We start from the raw sequence: 19867 nt of genomic DNA on the forward strand, positions 1-19867 counted from the left end.
ACGATGTTTGGTAAATTAAGTTGGGAAGCGGTCCCGTTCCACGAGCCGATCGTGATGGTGACCATCGCCATGATCGCGCTCGGTGGTCTGGCGCTGTTCGCTGCAATCACCTACTTCAAGAAGTGGACCTACCTGTGGACCGAGTGGCTGACGTCCGTCGACCACAAGAAAATCGGCGTGATGTACATCATCGTCGCCATGGTCATGCTGCTGCGCGGTTTTGCCGACGCCATCATGATGCGTACCCAACTGGCCATGGCCACCGAGGGTTCGCCTGGCTACCTGCCACCTGAACACTATGACCAGATCTTCACCGCCCACGGTGTGATCATGATCATCTTCATGGCGATGCCATTCTTCACCGGCCTGATGAACCTTGCAGTGCCGCTGCAGATCGGCGCGCGTGACGTTGCCTACCCGTTCCTGAACTCCCTGAGCTTCTGGCTGCTGGTTTCCGGCGTGGTACTGATCAACCTGTCCCTGGGCGTCGGCGAATTCGCCAAGACCGGCTGGGTTGCCTATCCGCCGCTGTCAGGCCTGCAATACAGCCCTGGCGTGGGGATGGACTACTACATCTGGGCGCTACAGCTATCGGGTCTGGGGACAACGCTGACGGGGGTCAACTTCCTGGCCACCGTGCTGAAAATGCGTACCCCTGGCATGAAGCTGATGGACATGCCGATCTTCACCTGGACCTGCACCTGGGCCAACGTCCTGATCGTGGCTTCGTTCCCGATCCTGACCGCTACCCTGGCACTGCTGACGCTTGACCGTTACATGGATTTCCACATTTTCACCAACGAACTTGGTGGCAATCCGATGATGTACGTGAACCTGTTCTGGGCATGGGGTCACCCTGAGGTGTACATCCTGATCCTGCCAGCGTTCGGTATCTTCTCCGAAGTCATCTCGACCTTCACCGGCAAGAAACTGTTCGGCCACCACTCGATGGTCTACGCATCGGGTGCGATCTCGATCCTGGGCTTCATGGTTTGGCTGCACCACTTCTTCACCATGGGTTCGGGTGCCAGCGTCAACGCCTTCTTCGGTCTGGCGACGATGCTGATTTCCATCCCGACGGGTGTGAAACTGTTCAACTGGCTGTTCACCATCTACCAGGGCCGTCTGCGTTTCACCAGCCAGGTGCTGTGGACCCTGGGCTTCATGGTGACCTTCGCCATCGGTGGCATGACCGGCGTACTGCTGGCCATCCCGGGTGCCGACTTCGTTCTGCACAACAGCCTGTTCGTGATCGCGCACTTCCACAACGTGATCATCGGCGGTGCGGTATTCGGTTACATCGCAGGTTTCGCGTTCTACTTCCCTAAAGCGTTCGGCTTCAAGCTGCACGAAGGCTGGGGCAAGGCAGCGTTCTGGTTCTGGATCTCGGGCTTCTTCGTCGCATTCATGCCGCTCTATGCACTGGGCTTCATGGGTATGACCCGTCGCCTGAACGCCACCACCAACCCTGAGTGGGTGCCGTACCTGTACGTCGCCATGTTCGGTGCGCTGATGATCGCCGTGGGTATCGCTTGCCAGTTGATCCAGCTGTACGTCAGCGTGCGTGACCGCAACAAGCCGGAAAACATGTGCGAACACGGTGACCCGTGGAATGCCCACACCCTGGAATGGTCGACTTCGTCGCCACCACCGTTCTACAACTTCGCCGTGCTGCCGAAAGCCGACTGCATCGACCCGTTCACCGAAGCCAAGGAAAACGGCACCGCTTACAAGGCTCCGGCCAAGTACCAGCCGATCCACATGCCCAACAACACCGCCACCGGTGTGGTCATGGGTGCACTGTTGACCGTGTTCGGTTTCGCGATGATCTGGCACATCTGGTGGCTGGCAATCGCTAGCCTGGCCGGCACCGTGATCTACTTCGTGATCCACGCGGCCCGTGATGATCAAGGCTATATGGTGCCGGTCGATGTGATCGAGCGCATCGAAGCCGAGCAGCACAAGCGTCTGGTAGCGGCAGGGAAAATCCCGGCCACCGCCACCCGTGTTGAAACCTCGTTGGAACAGGCTTAAACCATGTCGAATTTAGTGACCAATGCTGGACACACCCATGTCGATGGACATGGGCATGATGACCACCACCACGACTCGGGCGAGATGACCGTATACGGTTTCTGGCTCTACCTGATGACCGACTGCATTCTGTTTGCGTCGATCTTCGCGGTGTACGCGGTACTGGTTAACAACGTAGCGGGTGGCCCTTCGGGTCACGACATCTTCGAACTGCCATACGTACTGGGCGAAACCGCTCTTCTGTTGTTCAGTTCGATCACCTACGGCTTCGCCATGCTGGCGTTGTACAAGGGTAACAAGAAGGCGGTGCTCGGCTGGCTGGGCATGACCTTCCTGTTAGGTGCAGGCTTTATCGCCATGGAGATCAATGAATTCCACATTTTGATCTCCGAAGGCTACGGCCCTAGCCGCTCAGGTTTCCTGTCCGCGTTCTTCACCCTGGTTGGTACCCACGGTCTGCACGTGACCGCCGGTCTGATCTGGATGGGCATCATGATGTACCAGGTGCAGAAAAACGGCCTGACGGCGACCAACAAGACCCGTCTGAGCTGCCTGAGCCTGTTCTGGCACTTCCTGGACGTTGTCTGGATCTGCGTATTCACCGTTGTTTATCTGATGGGGACTATGTAAATGGCTAACCCAGCTCATTCCCACCACGACGACGCCGGTCACGGCAGCTACAAGTCGTACGCCATCGGCTTCATCCTGTCGGTGATCTTGACCGTCATTCCATTCGGTCTGGTGATGTACCCGACGCTGCCAAAGTCGATCACCCTGTTGATCGTCCTGGCGTTCGCGATCGTCCAGGTGCTGGTGCACCTGGTGTACTTCCTGCACCTGGACCGTTCGGCCGCGCAGCGTAACAACGTGATTGCGTTTGTCTTCGCCGCGATCGTGATTGTCCTGCTGGTTGGCTTGTCGCTGTGGATCATGTTCAGCATCCACACGTTCATGATGGCGAAGTGAGGTAGATCCGCATGTCCCTTAAGCACTTTATCCAAATCACCAAACCGGGGATCATTTTCGGTAACGTGCTTTCTGTGGCAGGCGGATTTTTCCTGGCCTCCAAAGGGCATGTCGATCTGGCCATCTTCCTGGCCGCCATGATCGGCACGTCCCTGGTGGTTGCCTCCGGTTGCGTGTTCAACAACTGCATCGACCGCGACATCGACCTGAAGATGGAACGCACCAAGAACCGGGCGCTGGTCCAGGGCTTGATTTCCCTGAAACTGGCGCTGGTTTATGCGACCGTCCTGGGTGTCGCCGGCGTTGCCCTGTTGTACAAGGTGGCCAATCCGTTGGCTGCGCTGTTCGCCGTCATCGGCTTCGTGATCTACGTCGGCTTCTACAGCCTGTACCTCAAGCGCAAGTCGGTTCACGGCACGCTGGTGGGCAGCCTGTCGGGCGCCATGCCGCCGGTCATCGGCTACGTCGCGGTGAGCAACACCTTCGACATGGCCGCGCTGACCCTGCTGGTGATGTTCAGCCTGTGGCAGATGCCGCACTCCTACGCCATCGCGATCTTCCGCTTCAACGATTACCTGGCCGCATCGATTCCGGTGCTGCCAGTGAAGCGCGGCATCGAAGTGGCCAAGAAGCACATCCTGATCTACATCCTGGCCTTCCTCGTGGCGACCTTGATGCTGACCTTCAGCGGCTACGCCGGCATGAGCTACCTCGCCGTCGCCGCGGCCATGGGCATGTACTGGCTGTACATGGCCTGGACCGGCTACAAGGCAGTGGATGACACGGTCTGGGCACGCAAGCTGTTCGTGTTCTCGATCTTCACCATTACCGCGTTGAGCGTGATGATGTCCCTGGACTTCAAAGTGCCGACTGAGTTGCTGCTGACGTACGCGCCTTAAGGTTTAGATGCTGTAACGAAAAGCCCCGCCTTCGAGAGAGGAGCGGGGTTTTTCATTGGGATTTTCCTGGCGCCGCCACGGCGAGCAGGCTCGCTGACAATGGGGCGAGCGGGCAAGCGAAAATGCTTACGTATGTACCAGTACTGTCCTACGGGGCTTTCAGGTTGAGGGTCGGAAGTCGTATCTCTAGCCTCGGAATGCTGTCATTACAAGCATCCCAGAGGCTCTACGATGGAACTGCCAGAGGTAATCACCCCGCGCGTTAATACGAATACAGCGTTAGGGCAGGCTTTGATTTCGATGTTCAAATCTGTCGAAGCGGAGCTGGAACTTGAGAGCGCAGGACCCGGGGCGGTCAAAATCATCGTCTTCGGTGGCTGCGCTGTTCACCTTTACACCCATCATCGCGTTTCCACCGACGTCGATGCCGAGATTTATGAGGCTCATGTCCCCGACGGTTTACATCTGCAAACCATGCTCGCGGAGATACCCGAACAGTTTGTCGATGAGCGATCAGGACGCTTGATGGAGCTGAACTACGACCTTCAATACAACACCAGTTTTGGCCCGATTCACGAGGACTATTGGGAGCGCAGCCTTCCCTTTGAAGAGTTTCCTGTCGAATCCCCGCTGCACGTTCATATTGCAGCACCTGTCGACATTGCCATTTCCAAGCTGGGCAGAGCGACCGATCAGGACATTGGTGATATCAAGGCACTTCTCAGGGCGGGTTTCGTACTGACCAGCGAATTCCGTCGACTGGCGTTGCAGGCAATTGATGTATATGTTGGCAATAAAGAGCCACCCATCTCCGTTCTTACGAATATTTTGCACGATTACCTGGAGAGCCCAGATGACGAAGCCCCATAGCGGCCACGTCCTCTCATCCGCATTGGACACGCTGGTAACAAGACCTTTGAATCAAGCGGATGACGATGCACTCGTGAGCGCCGCCAAAGCGGTCTGGTACTCGAATTCAAATCTGGAAAACGAGGTCAGCGCTTTTTTGAGTCGTCACACTGACGAAGTGGAGGTTCGGCGCGCGGGCTATCTGCTCGAACGATTCACTCGATTTACTTGCTTATCCGATCTACGGGTGTCGGAGACCCTCAATGTCCTCGAGCTTTTTGCACATTCGACTTCCAGGCAAGTCGCGACGCTACAAACCGTCACGCCATTACGTCGACGTCGTGATGAGCTCGCTGTCTCTTGGGGATTGAGTGAGGGCCTCGGCCTGAAAGCCCAAACCCTCATGCCTTTCCAGACCCGGCACTACGAAGCTGAGCAGCGTGCAATGTTTTTCTGAGTCCAGCTTGCAACAAACGGGCTACCTCGTTCGGCCCTGAAGTGACAACAATCGTCAGCTTGTAAGCCCCGCCTTTCGAGAGAAGGGTGGGGCTTTTTGTTTATGCGCGGTTGTTACACGGTGCATCGAGCACCTTCACCACGTCATCGATGATCGCCTTGCTCATGTCCTGCAGAAAGTGCGAGGCCCAGGCGTGCCGGTCGGAGTCGCGAACCATGGCGGCGTCTGAGGCGAGCAGTTTGGCTACGTGGAGCAGGTCGGAGGCGTGGTAGAGGGCTTCGATCACCGGGACGCCGGCGTTGATGCGGAACAGTGGTTCGTTGGCGTGGTAGGAGAAGGGGGTTAGGCCGATGGTTTTCAGGTCTTGGGGGTTGGTCATTGGGTTTCACCTCCTGCTGGGCTGGAGGTGGAGGGGCGTGACAGGTGTAGCAGAGGGATCAATGGCGTTCATGAGTAAAACTCCCGTATCAAGTAGAGAGCTACCACGTTCGTTATCAGGCGAATGGGTGGCAGCTATGCGCGGGCTGATAAACCGGAGATACAGGAACCCGGCAGACCCGAAGGGCTCCCACGCACAGCCGCCATTGCACGAGTGTGCAGACACAAAAAAGCGCCGGCAACCAGCAGATCGCTACGATTGCCGACCTCATCCTTGCCGGCGGGGATGACCGGGACACCACAACCCCTGTGGGAGCGGGCTTGCTCGCGAAGGCGGTGTGTCAGGCAACATTGATGCTGGATGTGACGGCCTCTTCGCGGGCAAGCCCGCTCCCACATAGGATCAGTTGTGCCGCCAATTTTATGTACGACGCTGACCTCCTGTGGGAGCGGGCTTACCCGCGAAGGCGGTGTGTCAGGCAACATTGATGCTGGATGTGGCGGCCTCTTCGCGAGCAAGCCCGCTCCCACAGGATTGAGAGCAGTCAGTTATTTATGGGGTTTATCCAGCAACCGGAAAAACCGCTCACGCACCTGCAGACTATCGCTGTGCGCCACATTGAAGCGCAGGAACTGACTGGCATTCGGCCCTTTGCTCAGCAAGGTACCCGGTGCCAATACCATGTTATTTTCCAGCCCTTGGCGAGCCAGGTTCTCGGCATGCAATCCATCCGGCAATCGCGCCCAGATAAACACGCCTTCGCCGGGCAGCGAGGAAAGCGAACACCCGGCCTGCGCCAACCAACCGGCCACTCGGCTGTTGGATTCATACAGCCGGTCCACCGTGCGCCGCGCATGCTTGGCATAGCTGCCGTCGCTGAGCATGGTGCAGGTGATCTGCTCCGCCAGTTCCGAGGTCACGCCACCACAGGCCATTTTCAGGGCGACCATCCGCGCCGCCAGTTGTGGCGAGAGCACGGTGTAGCTGACGCGGCTGTTGGCGGTCAGGGTCTTGGAGAAGCCGGACACATAACTCACATTGTCCAGCCCGCTGGCCGCCAGGCGCGGGGTGCGGCGTTGCTGGATATCGCAATACAGATCGTCTTCGACGATGTGGAAGCCATGGCGGTGGCTCAATTCCAGCAAGCGGTAGACCTGGGCCGGGGTGAACGAGTGGCCGGTGGGGTTATGCAGTGTGCTGTTGGTCATGTACAGCACGGGTTTGTGGGCGATCAGCAGTTGCTCGAGCGCATCGAGGTCCATGCCGTCGCAATCCCGGGCGATGGTGATGACTTTGGCCCCGTGCAGCGCCAGGTTGGCGTGCATGTTGAAGTAGCACGGATCATCGAGCAGTACGGTGTCGCCGGGTTTGACCAGCAGGCGCATCAGCAGGTCGATGGCCTGCATGGTGTTGGCGGTGGTGATGATCTGATCCACCGGCGCTTCGATGCCGAAGGTCGCGAGTTTGACCCGCAGAGCCTGGCGCAATGGCAAGTAACCGCCGGCCACGCCGTACTCGCCCATGCGCAACGATGTCGCTCGCAGAGTACTGCGCACGGCTTTCTGCAATTCTTCGGCGGGTAGCCACGAGGTCGGCAGGAAACCGCAGCCGGGGCGCAGCGCGCCGTTGTCCAACAGCAGTGCGCGGCGAATCACGCTGAGGGTGTCCTGGGGTTGCAGGTCCGGGCCGGTACCACTTTTCAGCGCCGCTTCGGAGCGATGCACGTAATGCCCCGAGCCCTGGCGCGACACCACCAGCCCCTTGGCCCGCATCCGGTCCAGGGCATCGACCACCGTGGACTTGCCCACGTTCATCAAGTCGGAGAGTTCGCGAATCGGCGGCAGCTTGGCGCCGTGGGGCAGGCCCCCGGTGCTGATGGCATGCGTTAACTGATCGACGATCTGCTGCACCAGCGGCGCGCCGGGCTGGAATTCAATGGCGGCAATGACTGCGCGTTGAACCTGCATTTTACTGGTCTCTCCGGCAGTAAAGTTCGTTGGATTCTATACGAACTTGCCCTGATCAGGACAAGCCTCTCTCTCTACCATGCCCTTACAGACTTTTCCGAATGTCGGCCTTTATTGGTGGGCGTTCATCCGGTTCCTGAGGTGCTGCATGAGTGTCGAAACAACGGTCGCGGTGGCCAAGCCGGTCATTAACCTGCGGTTATTCACGATCCGGATCATCACGGCTGTCTCGCTGTTCGCGGTGCTGGGCAAGGCCAACGTCTGGCTCGACACGGCCACCAACAGCATCCTGGCCCTTGGATATCGTGCCTTGTTACTGCTGTTGCCCCTGACTTTACTGGTGCTTGGCCGCCGCTCCCTGAGCGTCACGCTGCTGTGTGCCGGCCTTGGCCTGGTGCTGCTGGCGCTGACCAGCAATCAAGGCATGGTGATGTTTGCCGCCGCACTCTTTGCCTACGGCATTGCCATAGCCGGTTACCTGATCAAGAGCGAAGCGGCCCAGACCAAGGAAGGCGCGGCCTACAACCGCGTGGCCATGAACATGGGCAGTCTGGTGGCCGGTTTGATCCTGCTGTCGCCGCTTCTCACGCCTACGATGTTTTTCCTCGGTGCGGCGGCGTTCGTGTTGCTGTGCCTGCCGATTGCCCTCGGCGCAACCTTCACCAGCGAACCGGTGCTGGCCCGTCCGGCCAGTCAGGTCGGCAGCAGTTGGGGCAACAAACTGCCGTGGGTGATCGCCGGGATCATCATGGGCATCAAGCTGTTCGGGGTGTTCTCGATCCTGCCACAGGCGATCCTGCTCAAGACCGGCGAGCTGCCGGCCTGGTACGGCCTGATGCTGATCCTCAACAGCGCCGTGGTGGTGTTCGCCCAGGTGCCAGTGATGAAGCTGATCGAGCGCACCGGGCGCTTCAAGGTCGTGGCGGTGATCGGGATCATCGTCGGCGGCTTTGCCGTGCTGTCTTCGCCAGCCGCATTCCACGTCGAAACCCTTGCCGGGGCGCTGATCTGGGTGGCGTTGCTGTCGATCGCCGAATGCGCCTTCAGCTACCTCGACTACTTCTCGGTCAAGCAAAACAACATGTTCGTCAAGGAAGTGTCCCTGGGTGTGGGGGCCGGGCTGACCGTGTTGATCATGCGAGTGGTGCCGGCGCCGTACAACGCGCTGGTCCTCGCCGCCATCGGCGCCGGCGGGATCCTGGCCTGGTACTGGCTCAACCGTAAATCCAATGCGTCGCTGCATGACTGAGTCATCGCCGTTGCGGTTTTCACTTTGCAGGTCGGGGGCATTATGAATACGACTTCATGCGTGGTAGTGGTCGGTTACAACGGCAATCGGGTTCACGACATCCAGAAATTGCGCGAGCTGTGCAAGTCGCTCTACAACGCCAGGCTCATCCTGCTGGTCGAGAAGATTCAGCCCCATGACGACCAGGTGGCCGATCACGTCTGCAGCACTTCACTGGCCGAGAAAGACGTGGCGGCGTCCCTTGAACTGGTGGTGGGGTGCCTGAATGCCGACAACTGGAAGCTGATCGGCGTACTGCCGTTCTCCGATCGCGGCGTGCTGCTCGGTGCAGCACTGGCCACTCACTTCGGCCTGCCGGGCATTACCCCGGACGAAGCACGGGCGGGCTTGGACAAGCAGATCTTTCGCCGGCTTGAAGCCACGGCCAGCCGTTCCCCCGAAGAATACCGGCCGGTGTTTTCCGTGCGGATCGAAAGCCTGCCGGAATTGCGCCAGAGCGTCGTCGAACTGGGTGGCAAGGCCTTCATCAAGCCAGCCTGCGAAGGGGCGAGCCGAGGCTGTCGCGTGATCCATCACCCTTCGGAATGCGATGACGCCTGGCTCGCACTCAAGCCCTACCGCGAAGGCGGCATCGTCCTTGAAGAACTGGTGCAGAACGCCCGCGAATACAGCTGGGACTATGTGGCCGGCAGCACCTGGGTGACTGAAAAAACCACCACCGAAGGCGCCTACCGCGCCGAGATCCAGCAAGTCGTCCCTGCACCGCTTGCGGCGCAGGTTCAGGCACGCTTGATGGCTGCCGGTCGGCATATGGCGGGTCTGGTGTCCGGGGACAACGGTGCCTGGCACAACGAAGTGTTCCTGCGCCGCGAGAACCTGACCAGCGCCGTGGAAACCAACATGCGCCCTGGCGGCATGCACATCTGGGACCTGGCCAAGCACGCCTTCGTCAATTTCGATCCGTGGGAACGCTGGGTGCGCTGGGCGGTGGAAGGCAAGACCGAGCAGCATGAGCCGGTGGCTCGCGGCTACTGCGGCATTCGCCTGCTAAGAGCGCCAGCCGGCGGCATCCTGCGGGCAACACCAGACATCGAGGCCCTGGCCCGCGCACTGCGTATCGACATGGTGGAAGGGCAGTACGCCAAACGTATCGGTGACTCGGTCAGCGCGTTGGTCAAAGACAACTTCTCATTCGTCGGCCACATCGTGTTGTTCAACGAAGACTACGGGCAACTGAGCAACGACCTGTTGCGCCTGGCCGAGTCGATTGAGTCACGCATTGAGGTGACTTGCCTGGCACCGGCCAGTCGCGCCGTGTGCTGAGCCCGCAAGCACCCGTTTTTTGCATTACCGATCAAGAGGGTTCGATCAATGATCCAGCACATGACCTGCGATGAACGCTTCATCGCCCTGGCCAAAGAGTTTGGCTATGACATCTACGGCGAAAACACCGCAGGCGGGCATTACGCGCCGCTGATCCGTCATCACGATGAGTTGTACATCAGCGGCCTGGTGCCACGCATGAACGGCAAGATCCATTACCCTGGCCGCGTCGGGCTGGACCTCAGCATGGCCGATGCGCAAGCGGCCGCCAGCATCAGTGCGATGCGCGGGCTGGCGTTGATCGTCGATGCCATCGGTTCGCTGGACAAGATCAAGTCATTGATCCGGGTAACGGTCTATGTGAAGTCCACGGCGGATTTTGTCGACTTGAGCGAAGTGGCCAACGGCGCCTCGGATGTGTTCAGCCACGTGTTGGGCGATGCCGGTAAACATACGCGCACTACAGTAGGTGTTTATCAATTACCCAAGAATGCCGCGATAGAAGTGGACATGATTGCCGCCCTGCGTCCATCGGTTTTGTAAATTAATTCCAGACTTTACAGCGCTGAACCCTATAACTTAAGGTTTAGCGCTAAAGTGTGGGAAATAAAAAGAAAGGACGTGCGAATGGATAACTTTCAAGGTGCGTTTTTTTCATATAAGGACTTTCGTCAGAGCCTGCATCATCGACAGCAAAGTGCGAAGGTGTGGAAAGGCACTGAGTTGGCGGGAATGCGTCAGACCCTAGAGGCCAGCGACGTGGATATTGTCGCCTTGGCTCATGACAAGAGCATTGACGGCTGTGCAGTGACGCCGGGGATGGCGATCGCCATGCAATGGCTGAACCCCGGTGTAACGCTCAACGGTCATGCCCATTCCTGGTGGCATCTGTTCGTTATCCAGTGTGGCAGTGGCGTGCTGACTCTCGGGGATGCCGATGGGGTCGACGTCAGCAGCGGCGACGTGCTGCTGGTACCGGCATGGACCCGGCATGGTTTCGTCAACACCAGCAAACACGAGCCTCTGGCGATGCTGAACATGAGCAACATGCCACAAATGGCACTGCTCTCGAACTTTGCCGACAGCCATGGCCTGATCACCACCCAGCCGTAATTTCCCAATGCATCAACCCAGGGAGCCAACCTTCGTTGGCTCCCTTTTTTTGTTTTACAGGCCTGCCGCTGTATTCCCATTTGCAGCGCTTTTGGCTGCGTGTCTGCCGGTAAAGAGCCACTTTCTGTATCGATTGAAACGGACAAATTCTGTATCTATTCAGCCTTCATTCAACTAACTAAGATCACTTCCAATGCACGTTAATCCCTGCAGTCAGTGAATGGAGTGCTCTATGGAAAACAGGAAACTAAAACTGTATGTCGGCGCCGATCATGTCAGCGCTTTTGCGATGTCGGCTTTTGTCGCGCTCAACGAAAAGCAACTTTCATTTGAACTTGTTACGGTTGATCTGAAATCGCGCGAGAACTATGGGGCTAGTTATCGCGATCTTTCGCTGACCTGCAAAATACCAACCTTGGTTCACGACGATTTTGCCTTGTCGGAATCCTCGGCGATTGCCGAGTACCTCGATGAACTCTGCCCGGGGCATAAAAAACTCTATCCGCAAGGCCTCCAGCAGCGTGCCCGCGCCCGTCAATTGCAGGCCTGGTTGCGTAGTGACTTGCTGGTGGTGCGCAAGGAGCGCCCGTTTGACCTGGTGTATTTCGGCAAGAAAAACACCGCGCTGTCCGACGAGGCCCAAGCCGCCGTCGAACGCCTGTTGTTCGTCTCCGACCATTTGCTGGAGGAGGGCGCCGAGCATCTGTTCGGTGACTGGAGCATTGCCGACACCGACCTGGCAATCATGCTCAATCGCCTGGTTGCCAACGGCGATCCGGTGCCGGCACGGCTCCAAGCCTATGTGCGTCGCCAGTGGGATCGCGACAGCGTCCGGGCGTGGATGGACATAGAGCGCAAAGCGCCGGCCATCGCCTAACAACACTCAGGGCAACCACCAGGAGCGCGGCCATGCAAGGACTGTCGGAGCACGAACGCTACAAACCCTATAACTCACGCACCATCCGCGACACGCCTTACTGGCACAAGCTGACGCCGGCGTTGCAGGAGGCCATGACCGTGGTGGCCCGGGTCATGCCGTTTCGCACCAACGAATACGTGCTGGGCACACTGATTGACTGGAACAACATTCCGGACGATCCGGTTTTTCGCATGACGTTTCCCCACAAGGACATGTTGCTGCCAGAGGAATACGCCTCGCTCAAACAACTGATCGAGCTGGATGACAGCGCGGCGATCAAGCATCGGATCGAGGCGATCTGGCTGCGCATGAACCCGCATCCGGCCGGACAGTTGACCCACAACGGCGTCACGCTCAACGGCAAAGTCCTACCGGGCATCCAGCACAAGTACCGCGAGACCGTGCTGTTTTTCCCCGGTGCCGGTCAGACCTGTCACGCGTACTGCACCTTCTGTTTCCGCTGGGCGCAGTTCATCGGCGAGGAAGAACTCAAATTCAACGCCCGAGAGTCCCAGGAGCTGGTCAGTTACCTGCGGGTGCATACCGAAGTCACGGACGTGCTGATTACCGGCGGCGACCCGATGATCATGAACACCCGCTCGCTGGCCGGTTACATCGAGCCGCTGCTGCAATTGCCACACCTCAAGAGCATCCGCATCGGCACCAAATCGGTGGCGTACTGGCCGCAGCGTTTTGTCAGCGACAAGGATGCGCCCGAGTTGCTGGAGCTGTTCCGGCGCATCGTCGCGGTGGGTAAAAACCTGTCGATCATGGGCCACTACAACCACCCGGTGGAGATCCGCCAGGCCATTGCCCGCCAGGCCATCGAGCGCATCCGCTCGACGGGCGCGACACTGCGCATGCAGGCGCCGGTGATCCGCCACATCAACGAAAACCCCGCCGATTGGGCCGCGCTGTGGACCGAAGGCGTGCGGCTAGGGGCCGTGCCGTATTACATGTTCGTCGAGCGTGACACCGGCCCCAGCCACTACTTCGCGATGCCGCTGGCACGGGCCTTCGAGATCTTCCAGGCGGCGTACCGCACGGTGTCTGGGCTTGCGCGAACGGTGCGCGGGCCGTCCATGAGCACCTTCTACGGCAAGGTGTTGATCAACGGCATCGAGACCGTCGCCGGGGAAAAAGTCTTCGTCTTGCAGTTCCTCCAGGCACGCAATCCGCAATGGGTGTTGCGCACGTTCTACGCGCGCTTCGATCCGCAAGCGACCTGGTTCGACGACTTGCAACCGGCCTTCGGCGAGCGTTCGTTCTTCTTTCAGACCGAGCTCTCTGCCGTGCCGGAATTGATACCGGTGTTACTGGAAACGGCGTAGGAAAATTCATGAGCAATGGGGAGATATGGAAATGAGCAGTATCCCGTTTGATCAGCGCGAGGGTGTCATCTGGCTCGACGGCGAGTTCGTCGAGTGGTCCCGGGCGCAGTTGCATGTGCTGACCCATGGCCTGCATTACGCGAGCACCGTGTATGAAGGCGAGCGGGTCTACAACGGCAGGATCTTCAAGCTGCGCGAGCACAGCGAGCGGCTGTACCGCTCGGCGCAACTGATGGACTTTGCCATCCCCTATGAGCTGGCCGAACTGGAGGCGGCGAGCCATGAACTGCTGCAACGCAACAAGGTGGTCGACGGTTATCTGCGCCCGGTGGCCTGGCGCGGCAGTGAAATGATCTCCACCTCTGCACGCTTCAACCGTGTTCACCTGGCCATCGCCTGCTGGCAGTGGCCGAGCTATTTCGACCCGGCGGCGCGCATGGCCGGCATCCGCTTGAAAACCGCGAGCTGGCGCCGCCCGCCACCTTGCAGCAGCCCGTTCGAGGCCAAGGCTTCCGGGCACTACCAGATCGCCACGCTGAGCAAGCACGACGCCGAGAGCACGGGGTACCACGATGCGTTGATGCTCGACTGGCGCGGCCATGTCGCCGAAGCCACCAGCGCCAATGTGTTTTTCGTCAAAGGCCGGACGCTGCACACCCCGCTGCCGGATTGCTTTCTCAACGGCATTACCCGGCAAACCGTGATCGAACTGGCCAGGGCGTTGGACTATCAGGTGGTCGAACGGACGATTTTGCCTACGGAACTCGGCGACTTCGACGAGTGTTTTCTCACCGGCACCGCCGCCGAAATCACCCCGGTGCAGAGCATCGATGAGCGGCGCTATCGACCGGGCGACGCCTGCCGCGACTTCATTGCCGCCTACACCTCAACCGTAAACGCCTGATCACCTGCCAGGAATCTCACCATGTCGGATCAAGGGATTGTTGCGTCTCAACCTTACATTTTGCTCGGCCATCGCCATGAAGAACTGTCGACGCTGGGCTGGACTGTGCTGACTGCGGACGAATTTGCCGATGATGTCACCGGTACCTTGCAGGCGTTCGGTCGGATCATTCCGCAGTTCAACGGCCAGACGGCCTTTGCCATTACCCGCAAGCCAGGCTACGAAGACTTGCCGTATTCCCAGAGCATGAACGGCATTGGCCCGCACACTGAGGCGCCGGTGTACGGACCGCCGCCCCGTTACCTGGCGTTGCATTGCCATAAGCAGGCCACGTGCGGGGGCGGGCACACCGGGCTGGTGGACGGCTTTGAATTTCTCCGCGCCCTCGAACGCAGCGAGCCGCAACTGCGCGCATGGCTCGATGACACTCCGGTCGAATTTGTCGCCACCGCCAAACCGGGTGAACCGGGCCAACGGCGGGTCAAGGAGTACATCCTCACGCCTACGGAGGACGGGGATATTTTCCGTTTCAGTTACAACCAGTTTCACTACGGCGATGTAAACCCGTCCAGGGAAGCTCTACAACAATCCCTGGTCGCCAACAGCACCTCGCCGCTGGCCAGGTTTGCCGCGCTCGGCGAGGCGTACTTCGTCGAGCACAACATTCCTGTGCTCATTCCCGACGGATGCCTGCTGATTTGGGACAACTGGCGGATGATTCACGCCCGCAGTCGTTACACTGATCCGGCGCGCAACCTGACCCGCTATTGGCTGGCCTGATTTTTCCGGCGTCCTTCATTTTTCTGGCGTACCCCTTGGCGGGTACGCGTCCTACAGGTATCGCGTCATGCAAACAGCAATCGAGATCGCCCAGGTCGATCATCAACTGATCGTGCGGCTCAACCAGGCCTGGACCAGGCGCGCCTCCGTTTGTGCGCCGGACAGGGCCCGGATCACTGAAGAGTTCGACCCGCTGCGCCCGGATTACCCGGAGTGCATGGTGCCGTTTTTCCATCACCCAAAATTCCAGGCCTTGAGTGATGAGCTCAAAAGCAGCGTGGTGACCTGGGGCTGGATCGGCTACAACCTGCGCACCGTCACCGCCGAAGAACACATTGTCAATCCGGCCCTCAGCGTCATTGCCAATCAGTACCTGGGCAAGGACGACTGGCATTTTCGCGAGGCCATGCAACAGACCCTGATCGACGAGCACTACCACACACTGATGCACCTGCGCGCCATCGAACGGACCAGGCTGGAGCGGGCGCTGGATCAGAATCTGGATCTGCCACCGTCCGTCACTTACCTGCGCCTGAAGGCCTTGCAGGCAGAGCTGACCGAGCAATGGCAGAGGGATCTGGCGGCGATCACTTTTGCGGTGGTGGCCGAGATCAGCGTCAACGCCTATCTGGATTTGCTGGCGGATGACCAGACCATCCAGCCGCAGAACCGCCGGGTGGCCGAGCTGCACAACCGCGACGAATACGCTCACAGCAAGGTGCTGGCTGAAGTGGCGAAGGTCATGTACGCCAACATGCAGCCGACCCAGCGGGAATTTTTCGCACGCAACCTGTCAGTGGCGCTGAGTGCCTTTGTCGCTCAGGACTATTCGATGTGGGAGGCGATTCTGACGCAGCTCGGGGTCGAGGAGGCGGCACTGATCATTGCCGACACCCGCGAAAGCAACAAGAACGCGACCATCATGCGCGACTACAGCGGCCTGCATAAACTGGCACAGGACCTGGGCATCAGCGAGCAGATCGATTTCGACTTCCGTCCGACCCTCAAAACCACGGCGGCCGCCTGAGCCCGGAGGTGTCTATGTCCATGCCTGTGTACGAAGTGTTCGCCATCCGTGTCGGCGCAAACGCCCAGCGCACCGCCAGGGAGAATTTTCTCTACGACGCCTGTTGCGGTGATCCGAATGCGCCGATGCCGCTGGATTACTACTTCTGGGTCATCCGCAACGAGCAGCAGGTGATCGTGGTCGACACCTGTTTCCAACCGGCCACGGCGGACCGGCGCAATCGCCAGATGTACCGCCTGCCGGAAGAATCCCTGCGGCAACTGGACATCGATCCGGCCCGGGTCGAACACCTGATCCTGACCCATTTGCACTGGGACCATGCCGGCAACCTCGGGCTGTTCCCGAAGGCGACCGTGCATTTGCAGGAGGCGGAACTGCGTTTTTGCACCGGACCGAAAATGTCCCATCGCACGGTGAACAAAACCTACGAAGTCGAGGACGTGATGTCGGCGTTGCCGCCGCTGTTCGAAGGGCGGATGCGTTTGCACAGCGGCACGGTCGAAGTGTTGCCAGGTGTGACCCTGCACCCCGTGGGCGGACACACGCCGGGCAGCCAGGTGGTGCGCGTGAACACTGAGCGCGGCTGGATTGTACTGGCCTCGGATGCCGCGCATCTGTGGGTCAACATTCGTGAGCGCAGTCCGTTCCCGATCCTCGATGACCTGGCGCAAACCCTCGAAGCCTTCACCGAGATCGACCGCCTGGCCGATGGTGAAGACCACGTCATCCCCGGCCACGACCCGCTGATCGCCGAGCGCTTCGCGCACTGGAATGACGATCCGCATATCGTTTGTCTGCACCAACCCCCGATCTGAAGATCACCTCAAACCCTGTGGGAGCGGGCTTGCTCGCGAAAGCGGTGTGTCAGACATATCAATTTTGAACGTACAGACGCCTTCGCGAGCAAGCCCGCTCCCACAGTACCGGTGTTAACCCTGAGCTTTCAGGATACGTCCCAACGTCTGCAGTGCCTCATCAATCCGTGGCGAATACGGCGCGCCGCAGCCAATGCGCACAAAGTGATTGAAGCGCTCGGTGTTGGAAAAGATATCCCCAGGGGAAATCTGGATGCCGACCTTCAGCGCTTCGTGAAAAAACGCCATGGATGAATGCCGGCGAGGCAATTCCACCCATAACAGCGTGCCGCCTTGCGGGTGGGTCACGCTGGTGCCGATGGGAAAATAGCGGGCGATTGCCGTGCTCATCTGCGCGCGTTGTCCGGTCAGGGTTTTCCTCAACCGTCGCAGGTAACGTTCATAAGAGGGTGTGCGCATGAATTCGCTGACCGCCAGTTGCGATAACAGCTCGCCCCCCCGCGACTGCGTGTGCTTGAGCATCTCCACACGGTCGTGCCATTTGCCAGCGCTGATCCAGCCCAGGCGCATGCCCGGTGCCAGGGTTTTGTTCAGCGAGGCGCAATAGATCACGTTGTCGGTGCAGTCCCAATGTTTGAGCGTGGACAGCGGCTGCTCGGTGTCCACCAGGTCGCCGTAGGTGTCGTCCTCGATCAGCACGGTGTTGTGCTCGGCGCACAGTTTCACCAGGCGTGCCTTGTTGGCGTCGGGCATGATGCTGCCCAGCGGGTTTTGCAGGTTGGGAATGACGATCAACGCCGTGACCCGTTCAGGGCCTTGCAGCAGCAGTTCCAGGGCCGCCAGATTGAGCCCGGTGTGGGCCGAGGCCGGGACTTCCAGTACTCGCAGGCTCAGGCTTTCGAGAATTTGCAGCAGACCGTAGAAGGTCGGCGACTCCACGGCCACGGTGTCTCCGGGGCGGGTGATTGCACGCAAGGCCAGGTTGATTGCTTCGGTGGCGCCGTTGGTGATCACGATCCGCTCGGGGGCCAGGTGGGTCTTGCTGGCCAGCGCCCGCCGCGCCAGGAGGTGGCGCAATGCGCTGTTGCCGCAGGTCGAGCCCGCGGCGCCGAGCAGGCGGGTGTCGTAGCGCAGCGACTTGATCATGTTGTCTTGCAAGGTCTTCAGCGGATAAAGCTCCGGCGCGCAGTAGGCGCTGGCGAAATTGACCTTGATCGTTGCGCGCTGGCTGGCCTTGAGCACCGTTGAGACCTGTTGATGAATGCCGACATAGGCGCTGGTATCCAGCGCTGGCGCCGAGGCTACCGGGGTGGGCCTGGGCAAGGTATCGGGCAGGCGAATGTAGTTGCCGGAACGCGGTCGGGCTTCCAGGACGCCGCAATCTTCCAGTTCCCGGCACACCTGCACCGCGGTCGACAGGCTGACGGCGTGTTTTTCCATCATCAAGCGGATCGAGGGCAAGCGTTCACCGGTTTTCAAGGTGCCGCTGCGGATAGCGTCCAGATAGTGATTGGCCAGTTGGCGATACAAAGGGGTCGTGTTCATGATGACCTCAGCAGTTGCACCACCAAGGTCTGGGCTGGAAAGTGAGTTGACGCTCCCCGCAGGCGGACCCGTGGTGCTCATGGGTGAAGGGAAGTGTTGTTCAGCGTCGATACTGGAAGAGTAATCGCGGTTTTGCCTGAATCACGGGCAATAAAAAGCCCCGCACGGATGGCGGGGCTCTTGAGTCAGTCGCTGAGGACTCTATGGGGAGGGGAGGGGGCCTGTGGTGAGGAGCTTGCCTGTGGCGAGGGGGCTTGCCCCCGTTGGGCTGCGAAGCGGCCCCAATCAAGCTATTTGAGTTTTTCAGTAAAACCGCATTCACCGAGTTTACGACGGCTTCGCCGCCGAACGGGGGCAAGCCCCCTCGCCACAGGCAAGCCCTCTCACCACGGGGTGCTTTACTGCGCAGCGATGCTGTACCCATCGAACGCCGTCTGCTGCTGCAGGGCGGTGATGATGTTCTTGCGGTTGACCGCTTGCTCGGCGCCGCTGTTGTCCAGGAACGTCTCGCTTTCCAGTTCCGCCTCATCGCCTTCGCCAACGAAGGTGAAACCGAGGAACTCCAGGGCTTCACGGTCGACGTTCAGGCGCGAGCGCGGGGTGCGCAGCGGCAGGGTGACGCTGATGCCGTCCTTGCTGATGGTGAACACTTCGACTTCTTTCTTGGCCTTGGCGGCCTTGCTCTTGCCGCCGCTCGGGTTGCTGATGGCCTGGTGCGTCTGGTTCAGCACCTTCAGGGCCAGGCCGTAGACGATTTCCTGGAACGCCGGGTCGTCCTTGAAGCTGGAGAGGATGCGGCTGATCGGGAACTTGCTGCTCAGGTCTTCCAGCGCGGCGATGTCGGCGGCTTCGGCGTCCTTGAGTTGCTTGAGCTGGCCCATCAGTTCATAGGCCTTGTCGTCGTCGAAGCTGTCGTGGGCCTGCCGAATGGCGGCGCGCAGTTCGCGGATCTGATCACTTTCGCGGGTGGACTGGAAAGCGTCCAGCACCATCTCGCTGATGGTTTTCGCCTGGGGTACGTGTTGTGAAAGATTGATGGAGTTTTCGTATTCCGCTTTGGACGACAAGGTGACTACGGATTCAGCGGTGTTGGAATCGGACATTGAAATTTCACTACTTCTTTGAACTTGAATAGGGGCGAGAAAGCCCGGGGGCTTTTTCAGGCCGCCTAATCTATTGGACCGACGCCGCGTTGTCACGGATCAACAGGCGGCTGGTCATGTTTTTGCTTTCTGTAGGAGCGAGCCTGCTCGCGATGGACGTTAACGATAACGCGTTCATTCTGGATGAGCGCGGTGCCCTTGAGACCA

General features: G+C 59.4%; 20 protein-coding genes. 16 read left to right on the forward strand and 4 right to left on the reverse strand.

Annotated features, from left to right (window positions below):
- The first annotated feature begins 3 nt into the window (after positions 1-3).
- From cyoB to KSS91_RS05130, 6 genes are all read left to right on the forward strand, one after another.
- Positions 4-2034, forward strand: coding sequence for a cytochrome o ubiquinol oxidase subunit I (cyoB, locus tag KSS91_RS05105; protein WP_126049372.1), 2031 nt, complete (start codon positions 4-6; stop codon positions 2032-2034).
- Positions 2035-2037: 3 nt separating this feature from the next.
- Positions 2038-2664: a cytochrome o ubiquinol oxidase subunit III gene (locus tag KSS91_RS05110; RefSeq protein ID WP_015093558.1), complete on the forward strand. Its 627-nt coding sequence runs from the start codon at positions 2038-2040 to the stop codon at positions 2662-2664.
- Complete coding sequence (cyoD, locus tag KSS91_RS05115) at positions 2665-3000, forward strand: cytochrome o ubiquinol oxidase subunit IV (protein WP_015093559.1); 336 nt, start codon at positions 2665-2667, stop codon at positions 2998-3000.
- A gap of 11 nt (positions 3001-3011) precedes the next feature.
- Positions 3012-3899: a heme o synthase gene (cyoE, locus tag KSS91_RS05120; RefSeq protein ID WP_217837235.1), complete on the forward strand. Its 888-nt coding sequence runs from the start codon at positions 3012-3014 to the stop codon at positions 3897-3899.
- 231 nt (positions 3900-4130) lie between these two features.
- Positions 4131-4769 carry a DUF6036 family nucleotidyltransferase gene (locus KSS91_RS05125; protein WP_217837236.1) on the forward strand — a complete coding sequence of 213 codons (639 nt, stop codon included), beginning with the start codon at positions 4131-4133 and terminating at the stop codon, positions 4767-4769.
- Positions 4753-5205, forward strand: coding sequence for a hypothetical protein (locus KSS91_RS05130; RefSeq protein WP_217837237.1), 453 nt, complete (start codon positions 4753-4755; stop codon positions 5203-5205). Before KSS91_RS05125 ends, KSS91_RS05130 begins: the two co-directional genes overlap by 17 nt.
- Positions 5206-5305: 100 nt before the next feature.
- Here the strand turns inward: KSS91_RS05130 and KSS91_RS05135 are convergent, their stop codons facing one another.
- Complete coding sequence (locus KSS91_RS05135) at positions 5306-5584, reverse strand: DUF3077 domain-containing protein (protein WP_007970376.1); 279 nt, start codon at positions 5582-5584, stop codon at positions 5306-5308.
- 548 nt (positions 5585-6132) lie between these two features.
- Positions 6133-7551, reverse strand: a complete 1419-nt coding sequence (locus KSS91_RS05140) for an aminotransferase-like domain-containing protein (protein ID WP_217837238.1) — start codon at positions 7549-7551, stop codon at positions 6133-6135.
- Between the two features lie 148 nt (positions 7552-7699).
- On the opposite strand from KSS91_RS05140, the gene KSS91_RS05145 reads away from it, so the two are divergent.
- From KSS91_RS05145 to KSS91_RS05190, 10 genes are all read left to right on the forward strand, one after another.
- Positions 7700-8800, forward strand: coding sequence for an MFS transporter (locus KSS91_RS05145; RefSeq protein ID WP_217837239.1), 1101 nt, complete (start codon positions 7700-7702; stop codon positions 8798-8800).
- A 42-nt stretch (positions 8801-8842) separates the two neighbouring features.
- Complete coding sequence (locus tag KSS91_RS05150; RefSeq protein ID WP_217837240.1) at positions 8843-10123, forward strand: ATP-grasp domain-containing protein; 1281 nt, start codon at positions 8843-8845, stop codon at positions 10121-10123.
- A gap of 48 nt (positions 10124-10171) precedes the next feature.
- Complete coding sequence (locus tag KSS91_RS05155) at positions 10172-10666, forward strand: RidA family protein (RefSeq protein WP_046040191.1); 495 nt, start codon at positions 10172-10174, stop codon at positions 10664-10666.
- Positions 10667-10750: 84 nt separating this feature from the next.
- Entirely contained in the window at positions 10751-11236 is a 486-nt protein-coding gene (locus KSS91_RS05160) for a cupin domain-containing protein (RefSeq protein WP_217837241.1), read from the forward strand.
- A gap of 232 nt (positions 11237-11468) precedes the next feature.
- Positions 11469-12113 (forward strand): glutathione transferase, encoded by a 645-nt coding sequence (gene yfcF / locus KSS91_RS05165; RefSeq protein WP_217837242.1) that lies wholly within the window; start codon positions 11469-11471, stop codon positions 12111-12113.
- Between the two features lie 32 nt (positions 12114-12145).
- Complete coding sequence (locus KSS91_RS05170) at positions 12146-13486, forward strand: KamA family radical SAM protein (RefSeq protein ID WP_217837243.1); 1341 nt, start codon at positions 12146-12148, stop codon at positions 13484-13486.
- Between the two features lie 31 nt (positions 13487-13517).
- Positions 13518-14390 carry a branched-chain amino acid aminotransferase gene (locus KSS91_RS05175; protein ID WP_217837244.1) on the forward strand — a complete coding sequence of 291 codons (873 nt, stop codon included), beginning with the start codon at positions 13518-13520 and terminating at the stop codon, positions 14388-14390.
- A 21-nt stretch (positions 14391-14411) separates the two neighbouring features.
- Positions 14412-15170 carry a TauD/TfdA family dioxygenase gene (locus KSS91_RS05180; RefSeq protein WP_217837245.1) on the forward strand — a complete coding sequence of 253 codons (759 nt, stop codon included), beginning with the start codon at positions 14412-14414 and terminating at the stop codon, positions 15168-15170.
- Between the two features lie 67 nt (positions 15171-15237).
- The gene (locus KSS91_RS05185; protein WP_217837246.1) at positions 15238-16197 is read left to right on the forward strand and encodes a diiron oxygenase; all 960 of its coding nucleotides are present in this window, start codon (positions 15238-15240) and stop codon (positions 16195-16197) included.
- A 14-nt stretch (positions 16198-16211) separates the two neighbouring features.
- Entirely contained in the window at positions 16212-17012 is an 801-nt protein-coding gene (locus KSS91_RS05190) for an N-acyl homoserine lactonase family protein (protein WP_217837247.1), read from the forward strand.
- A gap of 114 nt (positions 17013-17126) precedes the next feature.
- Here KSS91_RS05190 and KSS91_RS05195 read toward each other — a convergent pair whose 3' ends face one another.
- On the reverse strand, positions 17127-18557 hold the full coding sequence (locus tag KSS91_RS05195) for an aminotransferase-like domain-containing protein (RefSeq protein WP_217837248.1): 1431 nt from the start codon (positions 18555-18557) through the stop codon (positions 17127-17129).
- Positions 18558-18955: 398 nt separating this feature from the next.
- The gene (locus KSS91_RS05200) at positions 18956-19660 is read right to left on the reverse strand and encodes a hypothetical protein (protein ID WP_007970398.1); all 705 of its coding nucleotides are present in this window, start codon (positions 19658-19660) and stop codon (positions 18956-18958) included.
- Between the last annotated feature and the right edge of the window lie 207 nt (positions 19661-19867).

This window comes from Pseudomonas azerbaijanorientalis, from assembly GCF_019139795.1.
GTDB classification, from domain to species: Bacteria; Pseudomonadota; Gammaproteobacteria; order Pseudomonadales; family Pseudomonadaceae; genus Aquipseudomonas; species Aquipseudomonas laurylsulfatiphila.

Coding starts and splice junctions, on each gene's coding strand:
- cyoB (WP_126049372.1), top strand. CDS start 4: ATGTTTGGTAAATTAAGTTGGGAAGCGGTCCCGTTCCACGAGCCGATC.
- KSS91_RS05110 (WP_015093558.1), top strand. CDS start 2,038: ATGTCGAATTTAGTGACCAATGCTGGACACACCCATGTCGATGGACAT.
- cyoD (WP_015093559.1), top strand. CDS start 2,665: ATGGCTAACCCAGCTCATTCCCACCACGACGACGCCGGTCACGGCAGC.
- cyoE (WP_217837235.1), top strand. CDS start 3,012: ATGTCCCTTAAGCACTTTATCCAAATCACCAAACCGGGGATCATTTTC.
- KSS91_RS05125 (WP_217837236.1), top strand. CDS start 4,131: ATGGAACTGCCAGAGGTAATCACCCCGCGCGTTAATACGAATACAGCG.
- KSS91_RS05130 (WP_217837237.1), top strand. CDS start 4,753: ATGACGAAGCCCCATAGCGGCCACGTCCTCTCATCCGCATTGGACACG.
- KSS91_RS05135 (WP_007970376.1), bottom strand. CDS start 5,584: ATGACCAACCCCCAAGACCTGAAAACCATCGGCCTAACCCCCTTCTCC.
- KSS91_RS05140 (WP_217837238.1), bottom strand. CDS start 7,551: ATGCAGGTTCAACGCGCAGTCATTGCCGCCATTGAATTCCAGCCCGGC.
- KSS91_RS05145 (WP_217837239.1), top strand. CDS start 7,700: ATGAGTGTCGAAACAACGGTCGCGGTGGCCAAGCCGGTCATTAACCTG.
- KSS91_RS05150 (WP_217837240.1), top strand. CDS start 8,843: ATGAATACGACTTCATGCGTGGTAGTGGTCGGTTACAACGGCAATCGG.
- KSS91_RS05155 (WP_046040191.1), top strand. CDS start 10,172: ATGATCCAGCACATGACCTGCGATGAACGCTTCATCGCCCTGGCCAAA.
- KSS91_RS05160 (WP_217837241.1), top strand. CDS start 10,751: ATGGATAACTTTCAAGGTGCGTTTTTTTCATATAAGGACTTTCGTCAG.
- yfcF (WP_217837242.1), top strand. CDS start 11,469: ATGGAAAACAGGAAACTAAAACTGTATGTCGGCGCCGATCATGTCAGC.
- KSS91_RS05170 (WP_217837243.1), top strand. CDS start 12,146: ATGCAAGGACTGTCGGAGCACGAACGCTACAAACCCTATAACTCACGC.
- KSS91_RS05175 (WP_217837244.1), top strand. CDS start 13,518: ATGAGCAGTATCCCGTTTGATCAGCGCGAGGGTGTCATCTGGCTCGAC.
- KSS91_RS05180 (WP_217837245.1), top strand. CDS start 14,412: ATGTCGGATCAAGGGATTGTTGCGTCTCAACCTTACATTTTGCTCGGC.
- KSS91_RS05185 (WP_217837246.1), top strand. CDS start 15,238: ATGCAAACAGCAATCGAGATCGCCCAGGTCGATCATCAACTGATCGTG.
- KSS91_RS05190 (WP_217837247.1), top strand. CDS start 16,212: ATGTCCATGCCTGTGTACGAAGTGTTCGCCATCCGTGTCGGCGCAAAC.
- KSS91_RS05195 (WP_217837248.1), bottom strand. CDS start 18,557: ATGAACACGACCCCTTTGTATCGCCAACTGGCCAATCACTATCTGGAC.
- KSS91_RS05200 (WP_007970398.1), bottom strand. CDS start 19,660: ATGTCCGATTCCAACACCGCTGAATCCGTAGTCACCTTGTCGTCCAAA.